This window comes from Arthrobacter parietis (assembly GCF_039530425.1).
GTDB classification, from domain to species: Bacteria; Actinomycetota; Actinomycetes; order Actinomycetales; family Micrococcaceae; genus Arthrobacter_D; species Arthrobacter_D parietis.
The window spans coordinates 829,945-847,159 of the sequence record NZ_BAAAON010000001.1 but is presented as its reverse complement, the minus strand read 5'-3'; the positions used below and the strand labels follow the sequence as shown (position 1 = coordinate 847,159).

Genomic DNA, 17,215 nt, shown 5'->3' with positions numbered 1-17,215 from the left:
TACCGGTCTTCCCGCTAGCTACTGATCTGAAGAGTTTGTCCGAGCGAGGACGCGACGAGCTCAGCGATCTCGCGAGGGACGTTGTCGTGAAGTTCGGTTTGGGCCGTGCTGTCGGACCGCGGTATGAAGCCGCTGCAGAGGACGAGCACCCGCGAGTGGAGCGGGGGGAGGGGGACGGACCGATCGATGATGACGGTGCCGGTTCGGCTGTAATTGTCGTTGTCCGGCTCCCAGTGAATGACCGTGTCACCTCGTCTGGCAAGCTCGGCAAAGATGCCGAGCGAGAGCTCGACGGAGTGCCAACGGCCTTCACGGCGTAGCGTGTACCGCCAACGGCCGTGAATCTGCTCGCGATAGAGGCCGTCTGGCGGTGCGAGGTCCCTGGGAGAGGTTGCTTTCCAGCGCTGGGGACTGAAGCCGACGAGCCGCTCAAATAGGGAATCATAGGCCGGCGGTGCGCTATTGACTAAGGGGGGGGACGGCTGCAGCTTCCCGGCTATGCCGACAGCCGCGCAGCCGACATAGTTAACACCGATGCCGCCAGCGGCGTCTTCGAGGTCCTGGGCCCGCTGGTAGGGGATCAGGATCGTGGCTGGCGCTGGGAGCGTTCTTTCACGACTCGGTCGTCTTGCGCGCTCAACATAGAGTTCCGTATTCTCGATGGCACGGATTAGCCGGGGTCTACGGGCGCCGACGAGCACCGCAAGGCCATCGGCAAGCGGGAGTCTGGTGATCACCGGCGGCGCAACGGACCATCTGCCGTGCTTCCAGTCGACTTCACAGTGTCCCAGAGCTGCAATGTCTCGCAGCCATTTCCCACCGACGTTGTCAGACACAGTGAGGTCTTCGGTACGGGCCAGCCACAAGGCGCGTGTGTTGAATTCGGCGATCGTGCCGCTGCCAGTTTCGCTCATCCAGGTCAGGAGGAGGTCACCGATCATGCCCCGTCCCCTGCCATCCGCATCCGCATTTTCCAGAGCTGTGCCGCGTTCGCGTCACTACATGCCCGTCTCCACGCGTTCTGAAGGTCAATCTCGACATCGTATTGTTTCGGGTTGGCGGGGCCGATCTCTGTGAGGCGCCAGAGGGGGCCACGACGCTGGGCGAGCCATCGAGCGCTTGCGTCTGCCCGAATCTCAAACACTGGCGAAAAGAATGAGATGTCAATACTGGAAAGAAACCGGGGCTGCGGAGGCTCGGCTACCATCTCTGCGCGCCCGTCATCACGCAGGAGCCAGGACTCGTCCCTGCCGCGGCGCCCGAGTACGGTCGCCACGTCATCATCGGACTCAGGGACAAGAGCGCCGATTATGGTCACGCCCTGATTTGATACGCTCATCTGTCCGCTGCTGGTCCACCCGAAGCTTCCGGTGCCGGCTGGCGGGGCAGGATCAGACCCCTCGTTCACTGTCGTGAATGAAAGCTCCTGCCCCTCAACTTGCACAACATGACGGCCCGTTCCGTCGATGAAGCTACGAATAGGTAGAGGAAAGCCGTTGGCGGCAATTCTGTCGCTCCTCCCATCGAGAGTGACAGTTACGATTCGATGTTCGCTGCCGAATGGCACGAGGAGGTCGGGCGCGCCGCCGCGGAGGTAGCGGGAGGTCGAGATTGACCCGTCGACAGGCAAGCCGTGCACGAGCTTGGCCCGCGGAACTACCTCCGCGACTGCACCTATGGCGCGAAGGCCAGGCAGGCGTGAGAGCACGTCCCTGAGCGCCTGTCCGTCGAAGAACCGCACTTTCTCGAAAAGGTCGTATCCCTCGAGAAGGAAGGATCTCCGCTGCGGGAGACGGCGCCAGCCCTCTGCAGCAGCTTCTTCCAGCATGCGCCGGAAGTCAGTGGCATGCTGAGAGCTGACCGCGACGACATGCTCCTCGAACGGCACCAAACCAGAAGTTGAGGACCAAGCACCGGTCTGTGGGTCAGGACAGAAGAAGACGACTGCCGAGGGGGGGAACACGGCAGCGAACTCCCCGCCCCGAAGCTGGAGCCCGGAGTGGACTCCTTCAAAGGTCACTGCAGGAGCGCCTTGATCGGTGTAGTACTCCCGGCCCTCGACGGCGTTGAGGCTAACCTCCTGCTCTTCGCCCTGCCCCGACAAAATGAGCATCCGCGGTCCTTCTTCCGGCACCGGGAAGAGCCAACGAGTCTGCCATGTTCCTAGATCGATGCCAAGCTTGACCGCGATCCTCTGCTTCCCCTCGCTGGTTAGTACTTTGCCGTCCCACGCCCGAGCGTGGGCCACGACGACCGACCCCAGCAACGAACGCATCTGGGGATCTGCGAGAGCACCCATGAATGTTTCACTAAATCGATTCCGCGCGTCTTCTGCCCAGATGTCGAGCGTGCATAGGAGGGTCTCCGGAACAGGCAAGTCATCTGGAGAGAGATGGAGTGCGTGGAATAGGCGCGTCAGAGATGCACGATCGCTTTGACGGACAAGGGCCTGCGAGAGGGGGTAACCGATTCGTGATGGGTAGGGAACTTCGGGGATGGTTGAGGTGCCGACGGCGCCGTGCTGATCCTCGATCCAGCGATGTAAACCAACCCACATCTCGACGACGGTGAGGAAGGCCCCGCGTTCTTCCAGGTTTCGTCGCAACGCTTCAAGCTCTGCGTCTCCGCCGCCCGGGAGGATGGTCTGGGCGAGGCGAACGTAGTAGTTAGTTGACCTCGCCACGTTGTCCGAGCGCATCCTCGTAGCTGCCAAGACGGAGACGGCAATTACCGGAAGCACGGGCGGCGGCTCGGTCTTCGGCCCATGCTGCCAGCGCCGGTAAGCCATGAGTAGACGGTCGAACATCGATCGACCAGCCGTCAAACGAAGGCGGGATCGGACGGCCGCGGCGAGATTGCGTGCGGACTCTTCAGCGCGCGTCAGACGTGCAAGTCCGCTGTCATCCACGAAAAAAACAGTTGGGCCGTCATGCGGATACAGGAACGCGTCTGCGAGTCTTCGCTGCCAATCCTCGTATGTGTCTACGAGGGACGTGGCAGGATCGGAGATAGCGTCTTCAGTATCTTGGTCAGAAGCACCAAAAACGGGCGACTCGTCGCTCACAGTCCCCAGCCCCCTCGTAGCCCCCGGCTCCATAGTCCAGCCCCCATTATCGATTGCCCGATTCAAGATTCACACTACATTTCGCGGACCGACTCAGGGGGATATGCAGCCACTAAGAATGCAATCTGCCAACAGGAATGGCGTCCCGGGACCAGAACGAGGGGTGCTCACATCCACGAGCGGCCCAGCCGGATCCCCTCCATTCTGGCCACGCCTGCTTTAGACGCCGGTCAGCTCGGGCTTCCTCTTGGCATAGCGACAGTTAACCTGCCGTTGGTATTATCTGTCGCTGCTTCAGCGCCCATGGATGAAGGAATTCTGCGTATTGAACGGTCGAGCCGGGACCCGGCCAGCGGGCGGGGACTTGCACGACGCAGCCCAGCCAGTCATCGAAGCGGAGCAACCGATAGATCGACGCTAGGGGTTTTCGCTTCCGAGTTCTACCTAGGAGGATTGTATGTCTGGGATCGCAAATTCGATCGGCGAGGCTCCGCGTATTGTGTAGCGAGTGAGCTTGGTCAACCTAGCCTGTGCAATTGCCGATCCCGCTGTAATGGCGGTGGCGGCGGAGTTTCGTCGACTTGACCCGGACGGACGCAGAATGGCGAAGGTGTTTCGGTCCACCTTCGACCAGCTTTATGACGGTCAGCACACTGGCCGCTACAGCGTGGAGCAGCTATTTAAGACGGAAAAGACTCACTTCGGAACGCTTATTGAGATCAATTTGCAGCGCGAGCTGAACCTTGCAGATGGGTCCGTATTGGACTTCATGATTGCCGGGTATGAGGTTGACTGTAAGTACTCCCACACCGGAGCATGGATGCTTCCCATCGAGAGCTTCGACCAAGTTGTCCTAGTGACGCAGGCCAATGACCGGAGGTCCGTCTGGAGCGCGGGCGTGGTGCGGGCAAGCCAGGAGAATCGGCGCGTCGGCGAAAACCGCGACAGAAAAACTGGCCTGAACGTGCGGGGCCGCTCGGAAATCGTCTGGCTCTTCAAAGATGCACAAATGCAGCCGAACGCCTTACTCCAGCTTCCGCCATCGGAGGTGTACAAGATTATGTCCGGGCGCAGTGGGCAGGCTCGGGTGAACGAGCTATTCCGAAGGGCTACGAATAAACGCCTTTCTCGCAACATCATTGCCACAGTCGCCCAGCAAGACGACTACATGAAGCGAGTTCGTTACAACGGCGGTTCCCGGAGCGCCCTCCGCCCGGAAGGATACCTGATTCTGGGGGGCGACTACCTTAATCAGCGCAACCTAGCAGCTGCGCTCGGCGCAGTTGTTCCCGCCCCGGGAGAACTCGTCAGCGTACGTGTCACGCGAGCGGACCCGGAGGAAGGAGTCGACATCGACGGCGAACGGTGGCGCCTCGCAGTCCAGAACGAGCAAGTCGACAGTCCCGCCCCGCTCCTGCCCAAGTGAGCGACACTGATTCGCAGACGTCGGACAGCGTTGAACTTCAACGGCCCCTGAGGTTGATGAGCTAAGCGTCCCGTATGACCGGCGTTTATGTCGGCCGACGGCGGTAGGAGCCGCGTTGCTTCAACACGCCCACACATTGAGGAAGACCGCCCCGTCCTTGTGCCCTCGCCTTCCTCCTCGGCCCGGCAGCCCCAGATCATGGGGTCTTCGAGACCAGTAATTCCGCCACGACAGCACAAAGAGACGAGTCGAAATCGGTTGCTGTGATTTTCGACCGCGTCCAAATAGGCTCAAGCCGAGATCCTCGTCAAATATCCACGCCACTAGGGCGTCGATCCCGACAAGACCATCGAGGACGATTCCACTAAGCCCCTCGAATTCGGCGTACCCGTGGGCGCGAGAGTCCGTCGTCTGGCGCGTCATCTGAATCGATTTCCACCCAAGGAGGGCATACACGCTCAACGCGAAATACGCGCCGAGCCTCGGTGGACCGCGAGCTAGGAGGACGGCATCACCGCCACGGGCGGCGTCGACCACAATTGCACCTCGCATTCCAACGGCACACCGCCCCTGCCCCGGTCCTGGCGGGCATGACATCGCTCGGCTGTCTGATCTCAGCCGCCGCGGCACGCACCGCTCCCGCTCGCTCAATCGTAGTCAGCCCGGTTCAGATTAGTAGGCGTCGGCCGCAGAATGATTCTTAGTCGGGCCGTCACTCGGGACTGGAGTTGGTATGACCGCGCCTCCCCGCGATGTCGGTGGTTCCTGTCAGAATGTATGGGTGAAAGAAGCGAAGAGGACTGATTCTGAGTTGACCGCGGTGGAGATCTGCGCCGGAGCTGGTGGCCAAAGCCTCGGACTGCACCTAGCTGGCTTTCGCCACACGCTCGCAGTCGAGCTCGACCGCGACGCAGCCGCTACGCTCGAACGCAATTTTTCCCGGATCGCTTCTGCGGCAGGTCAATCGCAGCCGGTCATCGCTGTTGGTGACGTTGCGGACGAGTCGGTCTGGAAGCCCGAGGACCACCGAGGCGTTTCACTGCTCGCAGGTGGAGTTCCTTGCCCACCGTTCTCTATTGCCGGCAAGCAACTCGGGTCGTCCGACGAACGGGATCTTTTCGCCTGGGCAGTTGAGGCAGCTGGCCGCATGCAGCCCGACGCCGTGTTGCTCGAGAACGTGCGCGGCCTCTCGATGCCGCGTTTTGCTGGCTACCGTCAGGCAGTGCTAGATCGCTTCGCCGAGTTCGGATACCGCGCCGACTGGCGGTTGCTCGAAGCCAAAGACTTCGGCGTTCCACAGCTGCGCCCGAGGTTTATCCTTGTTGCCCTTCGTGCGGAGTTCGCACCGTACTTCGCGTGGCCGGAGCCGACGCCCGCGGTCCAGACTGTCGGCTCCGCTCTATATGAACTGATGGCCGCCAACGGGTGGTCTGGTGCTGAGGCTTGGGCGAGAAACGCGCACCGCGTGGCCCCGACCATCGTCGGAGGCTCCAAGAAGCACGGCGGACCCGACCTGGGCCCCACGCGCGCGAAGCGCGAATGGCGCTCCATAGGCGTCGACGGTCTGGGCATTGCGGACGCTGCGCCCGGCTTTGATGTGCCCGCCGGTTTCATACCGAAGCTGACGAACGAGATGGTCGCGCGTATTCAAGGCTGGTCTGGACCCGGGTACGAATGGGACTTCGGTCACGGCAAGGGACGAAAGACAGCTATTTACCGGCAGATCGGCAATGCGTTTCCGCCGCCAGTGGCGCGCGCGATCGGGTTTGCGATTGCGTCCGCGCTCCGGAAGGAGGGGCATCCGGTGGGGGAGCACGGCGCGAACAGCCAATACCGCGATGAGGTATACAGGGTGCTGCGCGAGCAGATCGGGTTCATATCGCTTGCCGGGTTGCGCAAGGCTCTCGGGGGCAGCCTCACGGACGATGAGATCGAGCGCCGAATCGCCTTCATCCGCAGGGACTTCGAGGTCGAAGAGCGTCGTCGTGGCGCGAATGTCAACTACCGATTAGGCCAGTGGAGAGCATTCCGAGGGCAGGCTGAACACGTCCGACACGCTGCATTCGAGACGGACAGACTCCGCTCAAGAATTAGTTGAGATGGCACGAAATTTCGTACTTCCGAAGGACTGGTATCTCTCGGCTGTCACCGATCTTGTGGACAACACCTTGCCATCGGTGCTGGGCGAGCTGACAGCAGAGAACGCGTGGAGCTATGTCTACGCCATCACGATGTGGTCGCAGACCGTCGATGGGACTGAGTACCTCCATATCATTGAATCCGACAAACTCAAGACGAAGCCCGGGCGGAGGCTCGCCGCTCGGGCGGCGGATTACCTGGCTAAGCACCTTGTGCCAGGCGAGACCTGCAACCCCTTTGAGCTCGTCGACCACATCGGCAAGGCCTATATCGTAGAGAGAGCGAATCAAGGCTTCAGGCCTCCTGAGAAGAAACGAGACCCGAACATCACCGGTGCTGCTTTCGAAACGGCGCTTCAGGTGCTGATCGGAAAACTATGCGGTGTCAGCCCATCTCGCACGCCGCCGCTACGCAGTCTCCAAGGCTTCGAGCTCGCTCCGGAGGGATACCATTCGCGTCCCGATTTAGTGCTCTTCGGGCCCCGAGACTTCAGGCTCCTCATATCCACCAAGTGGACCCTCCGCAAAGAGAGGGTCGGCACGTACCTGCATGAGTCTTACTTCTACAGGCGACGTCGGCCCGACCTTCAGATTGCATTCGGGGTCAATGAGTTCCAGCCGAACATTCTGTGGCACCTGAGCACCGACCCCCTCGTGGACCGGGTATACCACGTAAACAAGACGATGCTGTTGGAACTCTATGCCCCATTCGCTGACCTTCCGCCGGGGACTGACATCCCGGCCTCTACTCTTACGAGTGATCATGCCAATGCGATGGCATACCGACGATGGATGCGCTTGCATGACCGTCTGTTCGATCTTACGGATATGTTCGCCGACATCACGATGCTGATGAACAAGCCCGATCAGGTACTCGGCCCTACACAGGAGAATGGCGAAGCCGAGGAAGATGAGGACGACATGGCCCTATGACTTGGCTGCTGCCCCAGCCCAGGGCGAGCTATAGTCCGGCTCGTCGGCGTTAATTGGGTGAGGCAATCCGTCCCGCAGAGGCTGTCGTTCGGCGCGTCGCTTGCCAACGCCGCGGCGGTGACTAAAAGGCACTGGCGCACGGCAAGGACGCTGACTTTCTGCTTTGACATGCACCATGCTCGGCCCACCAGGACTGTGACCATGTCCCGACTCATCTGTCACTGGTGCTGGGCCGGTGCGGTGATGGTTGACGGTGGCGCGCTGAATGGGATTGCGCCCAGCGCCCGCGTCCGATAGACAACGGCCCAATTCGCAAAGGCGACGAAAAGGCAGGGCAACGACCACCAAATCAAGCTTTGAATGCGGGGAGATAGGTTTTCCTTCGACGAGCACAAGGAGTCGTCCGCTATTCTACTTAGTGCCATAGGCAAGTTCCCGCAAGATCGCAGAGTGATCCGGTGCGACTTTGGACGGGCGGACATACACCTTCGTCTGACGCATGGAGCTATGGTCCAGCAACTTCTGAGCTTCTTCAAGCCTAGATCTTCCTTCAACGAATGTGGCGACCGTCCGACGGAAGGTGTGAGGCGTGATAGTTTCGAGATCGAGATCATCTGGAAGATCGAACATCACCCCCATATCCTTCCGAGCCTTGCGCCACCTAGAACGCCAGTTTCCCGGGTCTACCCAGCCACCGGAACGCGAGGGAAAGACTGCTCCGTAGGGGTTCCGTGCGATCTCCGCCTCGCGACGTCGCCGCAGGAGGGCGGCTAGCTCTTCCCCAATAGGGATGAGGAATCCAGTCGTCCCGTTCTTGGTGTACGGGCGTCGGAGAGTTCCGCACCCCTTCACCCACCGCACGCTTCCGGTGAGCGTAATGAAGTAGTTTGGCGCGCCTTCATCGATCTGCATGTCCACGTATCGCAGCCCGAGCAGCTCCGAAATGCGGATACCTGTGCCGCACAGTATCTCCATGCCGTCTGGCAAGTCCTTGTTCACCCTCGGGCCTGGTCGCAACGGCGGATTCTCGAAGTAAACGCGAGTGGCGGCGAGCAGATCAGGAACGTGTTCAGTTTCCACAATTTTGACTTCTCGGCCGCCACTACTGGGTCTTGAGGGAAGCTTGGCGACGTCACGAACAGGGTTCTTGGCCATTAGACCAAGGCCAGCTCCATGCTGACACACAGCTGAGAGAAGTGCTCGAAGCGATTCCGCCTTTCTGTAGTTGCGTCCATCAGCGATGAGGCCGTGAAGGTACTCCGCGCAGGCCCTGACACCGATCTCTGATGATGGGATCGATCCCAGCGCTGGGATGAGGTCCTTCCTGCATTGCCGCTCATATTCATACTTTGTGCTTGGCCTCCGATCCGAAACCCTCAGGTGATCCAGGTACCTCTCAATAATGGTGCGGAATGGCGGGTCTGCCGCTTCGGCCGCAGCCAGCTGATCACAGCTGAATTGTCGAAGGTCTTCATCATGCAGTTCACGGAGGTGCTTCTGCAATTCTTCTTCCGCTTTTCGAGCCGAGCTACCGTACCTAGCTCTCTTTACGACCGTTCCATCAAGGCGAGTGTAGTGAGCAAGTGCACGATAGCGGCCGTCTGACTGCCTCTTGGCGGGTCGGATAGTTGATGCAGAACCTGGTGTTCGCGCGGGCCTGCTCATCAGGAAGCCTCCCGCACCGCGCGCATCGCAGTCTGGAAAGCGGCTAGGTCCGGTCTGTAATACCGCGCATTTCCGCCTTCAGGTCGGTAATACGGCGGACCAACCCGCAGCCGTGCCCAGTTCGCGAGCGTGCCAGGGGAGCGGCCTAGGAAGTTGGCGGCTTCCTTCCTGGAGAGAAAGATTTCTGCCGGAGTTGCCTTTGGGTCGTGCTGTTCTCTGAGTTGCATGACTCCCTCTATGCCAAGACTGCGCCGGCAGGTGTCACATTCGGACTCATCTGGTTGTCTTGCTCGGTGTAGACCACGCAGTCCTGCATGTAGGTAACCAGGTCGCAACCGGGATAAAGTACGATCCCATTCATCGCGTACACAAAAGGGGGCCCAATTTTGGAGGCAGCCCAATTCTCGAGAGTGCCGATGCTTCTGCCGAGATAAAGAGCTGCTTCCACTCGAGTGAGGTGCTCGCCGGGAACCGGCAGGGGGAGTGGGCGAGTGGCAAGTACGAGGTTCATACCAGCCCTCTATGCGCCTACTGCTACGACGGCGAATGCGAGTCAGCGGCTCGCACACAGAGTGGTATCCTCGGCGCAGCGTGCTACCAATTTGCCTACCAATAACCCCATTAAGCTTCGTGGAACGACCGTGAACATCCGTGGACTTCCTGCTGACAAGATGCATAGTAGGAGGCCATAAATGCTGGTCAGAGGCAGTTTTCGAAGCGGCTCGGCAGAAGTCGTGGGCATTCGTTCGCAATGAAAAGGTCAGGGGTTCGATTCCCCTAAGCTCCACTGTCCCCGCCGCGATAGTGTGTATTCAGCACCGGCCTGGCAGGAAAAAGTCATCCACGGGTCCACTGATTACGAATCCCTTAATCCGGATCCAGATGAGAAGAGGCGGAGATGCCGGACACGGACCTTTGGACGACGGAACGAATGCTCACCACCGCTGCCCGCCTGACCGAAAATGCCTGGAACGAGCGTCTTCACGCGCTCGGAATTACGCATGCCGCCTTCATCACGCTGCGCACCGTCGAGGCTCACGGCCCGCTGTCTCAGGTTGAGCTGGCTGACCATCTTCATGTCACCGCGCAGACTGTCGGGCGAACACTGGCACGCCTCGGGCAGCAGGGTTTGGTCTACCGCCACAGCAGTGAAAGCGATCGCCGAACCTTCGTCGTCAGCCTTACCGAGCCTGGCAGATCGCTGCTCTCCGAGGCGGAGCGTCACGAGCGGGAATTCGCGCTCGACCTGCAGCGTGCGTCTCCTGAACTGCGCCGGCTGTTGATGAAGGTTATCGAGGATCTGCTTCCCGCCCGTTTCCCTTCGAACGGCGTGGAGCAGGCAGGCCAAAACAGCTGAACTAGGCGACAAACCGCTGGCGCTGTACGGAATCCGTACAGCGCCAGCGGTTTGTTCTTCAGGAGTTACGGCGTGTTCGAGCTGCTCTGAACGTTGGACTTGGCATCCTGAGCCCGGTCCTTGACGTCCGAGGCAGCGCTCGTGCCTTCTTCCTTGACTGTATTGGCTGAGTCCGTGGCGGTCTGCTTGACCGAGTCCATGGCCTGCTGTGCCGGCTCCTTCATGTCTTCGGCTACCTGCTTGGCGGCGTCTGTCACTTCGGAGACGAGAGGCTGTGCCTTTTCCTTTACAGCCTGGGCGGCTTCCTTTTCCTTCTGGCTCGCCGGGATGAGCGAGGAGGCAAGGAGGCCGGCTCCGAAGGCGATCAAGCCCGCGGCGAGAGGGTTTCCCTGCGCCTTCGAGGTGACGCGCTGCGGTGCGTCATGAAGTGCGTCACCTGCATGGTGTGCCGAGTCTTTCATTGACTGTGAAGCGCCGTGCGCACTGCCCTTGGCAGAGTGCGAGGCATCATGGGCTGAGCCCATCACGCTGTTCTTGACGTTGCCAAGCGCGCTCTTGACCTTGTCGGTCTGCCGGTGGGCAATGTTCGACGGACTTACCTTGTCCGCGACGGCGTCAACATCAGTGCCCAGTTCGCGGCGGGTGCGTTCGATGTCCGCACGGATTTCATCAGGTGTCTGGTTCATGGCGTGTGCTCTCCTGGTTTCAACGTAGGCGGAATTTCCTTGGCTGTCTCAGCGGTCTGCGGCATGCCCTTGATCGACTTCATTTCCTTCTTCCCCTTCAAGGCGAGGACTGCAGCGATGATGCCCCAGATCACGGCAACAATCACCGAGGCCCACCCAAGGCTCTCGATCCACTCGGCGAGGCCCCACATCAGAGCGAGGGAAAGAAAAAGAAGCACAAAGTGCCCAGCGACTGCGGCGCCGCCGAACATCCCAGCGCCCTTGCCCGCGCGCGTTCCTGACTCACGCAGTTCAGCTTTCGCGAGCTCGAGTTCCTGGCGCATCAGCGTCGACAGGTCACTGGTGACCTCACTGAGCAACTGCCCCAAAGAGGCATTCGAACCCTGGTCATTGTCCGGGCTCGGCGGCGGCGGTTGCGCCGCATGTGATCCGTGCAGGTGTGGCTCGGTCATTAGCGGAAGTCCCTCCCTGATTCAGTGCCGGTTACTCCGGGCTGGCTAAGCGGAGTGGTTGGTGTGACTGTAGGCGTGGTGGTTGGCGGGGCCACCGGCGGTGTGTCGATGCCGGCGCCATACGCCGGCTGGTCGGTTCCGTATTCGTCAGGCACCGGCGGGTAGGTAGCGACGTGCTGGCCGCCTGTTGCCGATCCGGCGGGGCTGCCGGTCGAGGGTGATCCGCTCGAATCGGATCCCCCCTGAAGGCCGCGTGCGAGGCGTCCCGCGAGGAGGCCTGCTCCGGCTGCGACCATCAGGAACGCACCGGGCCGACGGCGGGCAAAGCCGGTAACTTCGTCAAGCAGTGATCCCGGATCACGTCCCTCAAGCCATGAAGCAGCGCTCCCGGTTCGCTGGGCTGCCTGCTGAACGAGATGCTGGGCGGTGCCGCTCTCGGAGTTCTGCGCCATGGAATTCAGCTCATCGCTGAGGGAGCGCAGACCGTCGGTGACGCGCTGCTGCTGGGTTCCGGCCTGGCTCTTCAGGTCGGAGCCAAGCTCGCCGACAAGGTTCCTGGCCTGGGCGCCGGCCTCGTGTGCCACGTTCTTCGCTTCTGACCCCGCGGTCTGTGCGACGCCCTTGGCTGCGTCTGCGCCCTGCCGCCCTACATCCTTGGCTTCATCCTTTGCAGCAGACTTAGTGGACTGTCCGGAGGACGAGGTGTTCTGCGCGCCCGGCGTTGAAGTAACCAGCGGGTCTTCTGACCAGTTCTGTGTGCTCATAATGACTCCTTTATTGATGTGGAGGACTTCTGGAAGGTAAGCCATCGCATCTACACAATAAGCATGCTTAGCATATGATCACAAGACCGCAACGAAAACTCCCGTTCAAACCGCCAAGCTCGCTGGGACCTGCGTGGACAGCCAGCTTAGTATTCTCAGCGGGAGTCGGCCAGGGCTACAAGCGCAACCAGGGAGACTCATGACTGGATCATCCGCATCACCGGGATCATCACGGAACGACGACGTCAGCATTGTTGCCTGCCCCGACGGGCCTCTGCTCGTAAGGGGAGAGGTGCCCATCGTCACTCCCACGGGCGAACCGGTGCCTCGTCGTCGTAAGACTGTGGCGCTGTGCCGCTGCGGAGCCTCGACAATCAAGCCGTATTGCGACGGGACACATAAGCTCATCAACTTCCGCACGGAGCCGGATTTGCCGGACCCGGCTGACCTTCCGGATGGCCGGCAGTAGGGCTCAACGCAAAAGCCGCCGGTATCGCTGTCAAAGCGACACCGGCGGCGTTTCACCGTGATGCGGTCTGCTTACTCCGCGATGTACATTCCGTTCCAGCCCTGACCGATCTTCTGACCGCCGGTGAAGGATCCGGATCCGCTTCCGCTGTAAAGGAACAGGTCGCCATTGCCGTTGCGGGAAAGCAGGTCAGCGTTGGAATCCGAACCCCATGGTCCGGGCCCAGCGAACGCCGTCATGCCGTTCCAACCTGAGCCGGGCTGCGATTTCGGAAGGAACCCGCCTCTGCCGTTTCCCGGGTACAGGTACAGAGCACCACTTGAGTCGCGGGCGAAGAGGTCTGACTTACCGTCACCATCGAAGTCACCGGTGCTCAGGAGTGCCGTCATGCCGCTCCAGCCGTGACCTACCTTCGCCTTGCTGCCCCATCCGCCCCTGCCGTTTCCGGGGTAGAGATGAAGCCCGCCGTCGCCGGAACGGGCGAGCAAGTCGGGGAATCCGTCACCGCTGAAGTCCCCCGGTGTGACCAGAGCAGTCATGCCGCTCCAGCCGCTTCCAACCTGCACTCCCGCCTTGACTCCGCCGGTCCCAGTGCCTGCGTAGAGCCAGAGCAGGCCCCCTTTGTCGCGTGCCAGAACATCGGGGATGCCGTCACCGCTGAAGTCGCCCGGCAGGAGGATCATGTTCATGATGTTCCAGCCGGAGCCGATCTGCATCTTCCGTCCGAAAGTGCCGCTGGCGGTGCTCGGGTACATCCAGAGCCGGCCAGCGGAGTCGCGTGCAACGATGTCCGGATTGCCGTCCCGGTTCATGTCCGTGCGGCCACCCGAGGTAGCGGAGGGGATGGTGGCTGCAGGGTAGGGGTTGGTGTCGATGGTGACCGAAGCCGAAGTGTTGGAGACGGAATTGATACGCACAGCGGTTCCGGCGTGCGTCATGAAGGTGCTGCCGGCTTGCCACGCGGTGTTCTCTGCGTAGTAACCCGAGTACGGCTTGCTTGAGGGCATCAGGAGCAGCGACGAAGCTTCGGTGAGCCCGCCGCTCTGAACAATCTTGACGCCACGGTTGCCCAGGGTGGCGGTTCCTGCGTCAAAACCGACCGGGGTACGCAGTTCGAGGTAATAGGTTTCGCCACTCCTCGGATCCGTGAACTTGACGGCCCGGTTGGAGGCCGAACCGGCCCAGGGGTAAAGGGTGTAGGTCTTGCTCCCGGAGGCCACGCCGGTGTTTCGGATTTCGTCCCCGCGTCCGAATCCACCGTAGTCCCAGAAGCTTGAGCTGATAGCGGGAGTTTCGAACCAACGGGAGATGCCCATGAGATCGGACGTGTCGCCGTAGCTCCGGATCGAGCACCCCGAGCTGAAGCTTGCAGTGTCCGGTTGGCCGCTCGTGCACTGCAGCGAGTCGGAGTGCATGAGGCCAAGTACGTGCCCAAACTCGTGCGTGACGACGTTCGTGGTGAAGTTGCTGACCTGCGGCATCAGAATGCGACCACTGGTTCCGTTGCTGCTCCAGCCGTAACCGAGGTAGCCCTCCTTCAACGGCGTTGGAATGAAGACCACCAGCGCCGTGTATGGGCTGTAGGACCAGCGAAGCTCCGATGTCACCTTATTCATGATCTGGTCATAGGAATCGGTGGACTTGGCGGCCGATTTATGGTCCCACACCCGTGAGGCGACCGACATGGAGAGCCGGCCGTTCGACATGCTCCTCCAGTAGGTGCTCGAGACCGCGATCGAGTTCTCAGCCGTGGCGCGCGGAACTGTCGCGGTGCTGTCTGCCAGGTCGACTGTCACCAACCGCACCTTGATGTCACCTGCGCGCGAGAGCGTTCCGCCCGCACCGAGGGGTGACATGGCGGCCCCTTCAGTCGTGGAAGTGAACGAGCGACCATCCTTTGCTAACGGGCCCTCGAAAGTGTGGTCGGGATGGGCCGGGAACCCGTCCGGGAAGAGCTCATGAATGTCCGCGGCCTCGGCCGGCGCTTCCTCCACAGTCGCGACCTCAGCCGGCACCGCCTCAACGGGCACCACCTCGCCGGTCGTGGATTCGGCGGGTGAAACATCCTGGGGTACCGGGCTCTGCACCGGTTCCTGGGTTGCGGCAGGTGAGGTTACAGCCGGCTCCTGTGTTGCAATCGGCGAGGGCTGAACAGATTGTGCCGACGCCGGATGTACCCCGGCCGAAAGGCTTGCGGCCAGGAGCAAAACGCCGGTGAGCGCAGCTGTAGAACGCTGAAGTGAAAGCATGGAAGTCCTTGGTGGTACGAGTGTGGGGTGGGGCTGGCGCCGCCGTGTCCCCCTACGACGGCGCCCGGGCTGTTTCGAGACCATCAGCCCTAAAAGCCCCGCACCAAGTATAGGTTTAGCTATCTCCGGTAAATCGCCGGGAATTCGCAAAGGATTGTCCAAGGAAGCTCAGTTTTCCCGCAGGATAACCGCAAGAGGAATAGTGAGCGAAAAATGCTAGGCAATTCATAATTGCCTAGCCTAATTATTAGGCAAAAAGCAAATGAAATCAGGAAGCGGTGCGGGCAGTGTGCGTAAGCTCCGAGTGGCCCGTTCCGCGCGGGTCGAGCCGGACAACGACTGCGGCCTCCGCCGGAACAACCGGGCGGTTCAAGGCCATCTGGGCAAGAGCCAGCAGGAAAACGGGAAGAGAGAGCAGGATGAAAGTGAAGAGCGCGTACATGGCGATGATGGCGTGGATGGGGGAGTTGAACAGGCTGGCGATGAACGCCGCGCTGCCAAGCCACGTCCACAGCCAGAAGAGCACGACGGCGTAAATCACCGTACGGGCACGCCTGTATTTCAACGGATAATGCACCCGCCGTCGCTTCATTTTATGTGACCCCCAGGTCTCGCGGATCCCGCGCCCCGCGAGTTCCTCTCATGATAGTAAGCCCCGGGAAAGTATTTGTCGCCTAGTTGCCCTTCCAAGGAGATTTAGGCGGCATCTAGGCGACAAAAACTGTTAAAGGAACCGAACATGATCCGGTGTTAGATCCTCTACTCGTGTTACCCCGAGCAGCTGCATGGTGCGCGTGATTTCCTTTGCCAGGATAGTGATGGTGCGGTCTACGCCTGCCCGTCCTCCGGCCATGAGCCCATACAGGTATGCCCTGCCGATCAGGGTGAAGTCCGCACCAAGGGCGAGGGCGGCAACGATGTCGCCGCCGCTCATGATGCCGGTATCGAGCATGATGGACGTCTTGCCTTTCAGTTCGGCGGCGACGTCCGGAAGCAGCCGCAGGGGGATAGGGGCGCGGTCCAGCTGTCGGCCGCCGTGATTGGAGAGCACAATCCCGTCCGCACCGTGGTCCACCACCTTCTTGGCGTCGTCGAGCGTTTGAATGCCCTTGACCACGAGGTTGCCCTTCCACACCTCACGCAGCCAGTCGAGGTCATCAAAGGTCAAAGTGGGATCGAACATGGAGTTGATCAGGTCAGCGACGGTGCCCGAGTAGCGGTTGAGTGAGGCGAACGCGAGTGGCTCGTGTGTCAGGAAATTGAACCACCAGGCCGGCCGATAGGACGCGTCGATGACCGTCTTTACGGTGAGTGCCGGCGGGATGGTCATGCCATTGCGCACATCACGCAGGCGAGCGCCGGCCACCGCAGTATCAACGGTGACCATCAGCGTGTCATTGCGCACCGCTGCTGCACGTTCGATGAGCTCCATGGAGCGCTCGCGATCCGTCCAGAGGTACAGCTGGAACCAGTTGCGCCCCGACGGCGCTGCCCGCGCTACGTCCTCGATGGATGCAGTTCCCATGGTGGAAAGGGTGTAGGGGATTCCGGCGGCTTCGGCTGCCTGGGAGCCTGCGTATTCTCCCTCCGACTGCATCATGCGGGTGAAGCCGGTGGGTGCGATGCCGAACGGCAGGGCAGACTCCTTGCCCAGGACCGAAACTGAAGTGTCGACCTTCTCGACGTTCCGCAGGATCCCGGGGCGGAACTCGAGGTCAAGGAAAGCTTCGCGCGCCCGCCGCAGGGTGATCTCCGCTTCCGCCGCGCCGTCGGTGTAATCGAAGGGAGCAGTGGGAGTGCGACGCTTGGCGATGGTGCGAAGATCGCCGATCGTGTTTGCACGCCCCAACCGGGCACTTTGGCTGAACTCCGGCTTCTTGAACTGCATCAGAGGGGCCAGGTCAGCAACTTTGGGGATCCGGCGCTTCAGCGCTTCGGGCGTGTAGGACATGGGAAACCTTCGGGTCGGCGTGTGGTCCGACCACACTAGCTCGATGTGGTCTGACCACGCA

The 17,215-nt window shown here is 61.0% G+C and carries 14 protein-coding genes; 5 read left to right on the top strand and 9 right to left on the bottom strand.

Features of this window, described 5'->3' with window-relative positions; translation table 11 throughout:
• Positions 1-14: 14 nt before the first annotated feature.
• A complete protein-coding gene (locus ABFX19_RS03955; RefSeq protein ID WP_346027558.1) occupies positions 15-941 on the bottom strand; it encodes a hypothetical protein in 927 nt (308 codons plus the stop codon).
• Positions 938-2,908 (bottom strand): hypothetical protein, encoded by a 1,971-nt coding sequence (locus ABFX19_RS03950; protein WP_346027557.1) that lies wholly within the window; start codon positions 2,906-2,908, stop codon positions 938-940. Before ABFX19_RS03950 ends, ABFX19_RS03955 begins: the two co-directional genes overlap by 4 nt.
• Positions 2,909-3,572: 664 nt before the next feature.
• Between ABFX19_RS03950 and ABFX19_RS03945 the strand changes: the two genes are divergently transcribed.
• The 3 genes from ABFX19_RS03945 to ABFX19_RS03935 all read left to right on the top strand — a co-directional run bounded on the left by ABFX19_RS03945 (position 3,573) and on the right by ABFX19_RS03935 (position 7,561).
• Complete coding sequence (locus ABFX19_RS03945) at positions 3,573-4,490, top strand: NaeI family type II restriction endonuclease (protein ID WP_346027556.1); 918 nt, start codon at positions 3,573-3,575, stop codon at positions 4,488-4,490.
• A 781-nt stretch (positions 4,491-5,271) separates the two neighbouring features.
• Positions 5,272-6,588: a DNA cytosine methyltransferase gene (locus ABFX19_RS03940; RefSeq protein ID WP_346027555.1), complete on the top strand. Its 1,317-nt coding sequence runs from the start codon at positions 5,272-5,274 to the stop codon at positions 6,586-6,588.
• Position 6,589: 1 nt separating this feature from the next.
• A complete protein-coding gene (locus ABFX19_RS03935) occupies positions 6,590-7,561 on the top strand; it encodes a hypothetical protein (protein WP_346027554.1) in 972 nt (323 codons plus the stop codon).
• A gap of 411 nt (positions 7,562-7,972) precedes the next feature.
• Here the strand turns inward: ABFX19_RS03935 and ABFX19_RS03930 are convergent, their stop codons facing one another.
• On the bottom strand, positions 7,973-9,064 hold the full coding sequence (locus tag ABFX19_RS03930) for a site-specific integrase (RefSeq protein WP_346027553.1): 1,092 nt from the start codon (positions 9,062-9,064) through the stop codon (positions 7,973-7,975).
• A gap of 1,060 nt (positions 9,065-10,124) precedes the next feature.
• On the opposite strand from ABFX19_RS03930, the gene ABFX19_RS03925 reads away from it, so the two are divergent.
• Positions 10,125-10,583, top strand: a complete 459-nt coding sequence (locus ABFX19_RS03925; protein ID WP_346027552.1) for a MarR family winged helix-turn-helix transcriptional regulator — start codon at positions 10,125-10,127, stop codon at positions 10,581-10,583.
• A gap of 65 nt (positions 10,584-10,648) precedes the next feature.
• Here the strand turns inward: ABFX19_RS03925 and ABFX19_RS03920 are convergent, their stop codons facing one another.
• From ABFX19_RS03920 to ABFX19_RS03910, 3 genes are read right to left on the bottom strand one after another with little or no spacing between them, the layout of a single operon-like run.
• On the bottom strand, positions 10,649-11,269 hold the full coding sequence (locus tag ABFX19_RS03920; RefSeq protein WP_277358919.1) for a DUF3618 domain-containing protein: 621 nt from the start codon (positions 11,267-11,269) through the stop codon (positions 10,649-10,651).
• A complete protein-coding gene (locus tag ABFX19_RS03915) occupies positions 11,266-11,721 on the bottom strand; it encodes a phage holin family protein (protein WP_277358920.1) in 456 nt (151 codons plus the stop codon). The genes ABFX19_RS03920 and ABFX19_RS03915 overlap by 4 nt, the downstream gene beginning before the upstream one ends.
• The gene (locus ABFX19_RS03910) at positions 11,721-12,485 is read right to left on the bottom strand and encodes a hypothetical protein (protein ID WP_277358921.1); all 765 of its coding nucleotides are present in this window, start codon (positions 12,483-12,485) and stop codon (positions 11,721-11,723) included. The genes ABFX19_RS03915 and ABFX19_RS03910 overlap by 1 nt, the downstream gene beginning before the upstream one ends.
• Before the next feature lie 199 nt (positions 12,486-12,684).
• On the opposite strand from ABFX19_RS03910, the gene ABFX19_RS03905 reads away from it, so the two are divergent.
• Positions 12,685-12,954, top strand: a complete 270-nt coding sequence (locus ABFX19_RS03905; protein ID WP_346027551.1) for a CDGSH iron-sulfur domain-containing protein — start codon at positions 12,685-12,687, stop codon at positions 12,952-12,954.
• Positions 12,955-13,025: 71 nt separating this feature from the next.
• Here ABFX19_RS03905 and ABFX19_RS03900 read toward each other — a convergent pair whose 3' ends face one another.
• From ABFX19_RS03900 to ABFX19_RS03890, 3 genes are all read right to left on the bottom strand, one after another.
• Complete coding sequence (locus tag ABFX19_RS03900) at positions 13,026-15,203, bottom strand: FG-GAP-like repeat-containing protein (RefSeq protein ID WP_346027550.1); 2,178 nt, start codon at positions 15,201-15,203, stop codon at positions 13,026-13,028.
• Between the two features lie 268 nt (positions 15,204-15,471).
• Complete coding sequence (locus ABFX19_RS03895; RefSeq protein WP_346027549.1) at positions 15,472-15,780, bottom strand: hypothetical protein; 309 nt, start codon at positions 15,778-15,780, stop codon at positions 15,472-15,474.
• A 147-nt stretch (positions 15,781-15,927) separates the two neighbouring features.
• A complete protein-coding gene (locus ABFX19_RS03890; protein ID WP_346027548.1) occupies positions 15,928-17,154 on the bottom strand; it encodes an alpha-hydroxy acid oxidase in 1,227 nt (408 codons plus the stop codon).
• Positions 17,155-17,215: the final 61 nt, after the last annotated feature.

Coding starts and splice junctions, on each gene's coding strand:
- ABFX19_RS03920 (WP_277358919.1), bottom strand. CDS start 11,269: ATGAACCAGACACCTGATGAAATCCGTGCGGACATCGAACGCACCCGC.
- ABFX19_RS03925 (WP_346027552.1), top strand. CDS start 10,125: ATGCCGGACACGGACCTTTGGACGACGGAACGAATGCTCACCACCGCT.
- ABFX19_RS03890 (WP_346027548.1), bottom strand. CDS start 17,154: ATGTCCTACACGCCCGAAGCGCTGAAGCGCCGGATCCCCAAAGTTGCT.
- ABFX19_RS03905 (WP_346027551.1), top strand. CDS start 12,685: ATGACTGGATCATCCGCATCACCGGGATCATCACGGAACGACGACGTC.
- ABFX19_RS03900 (WP_346027550.1), bottom strand. CDS start 15,203: ATGCTTTCACTTCAGCGTTCTACAGCTGCGCTCACCGGCGTTTTGCTC.
- ABFX19_RS03935 (WP_346027554.1), top strand. CDS start 6,590: ATGGCACGAAATTTCGTACTTCCGAAGGACTGGTATCTCTCGGCTGTC.
- ABFX19_RS03910 (WP_277358921.1), bottom strand. CDS start 12,485: ATGAGCACACAGAACTGGTCAGAAGACCCGCTGGTTACTTCAACGCCG.
- ABFX19_RS03955 (WP_346027558.1), bottom strand. CDS start 941: ATGATCGGTGACCTCCTCCTGACCTGGATGAGCGAAACTGGCAGCGGC.
- ABFX19_RS03915 (WP_277358920.1), bottom strand. CDS start 11,721: ATGACCGAGCCACACCTGCACGGATCACATGCGGCGCAACCGCCGCCG.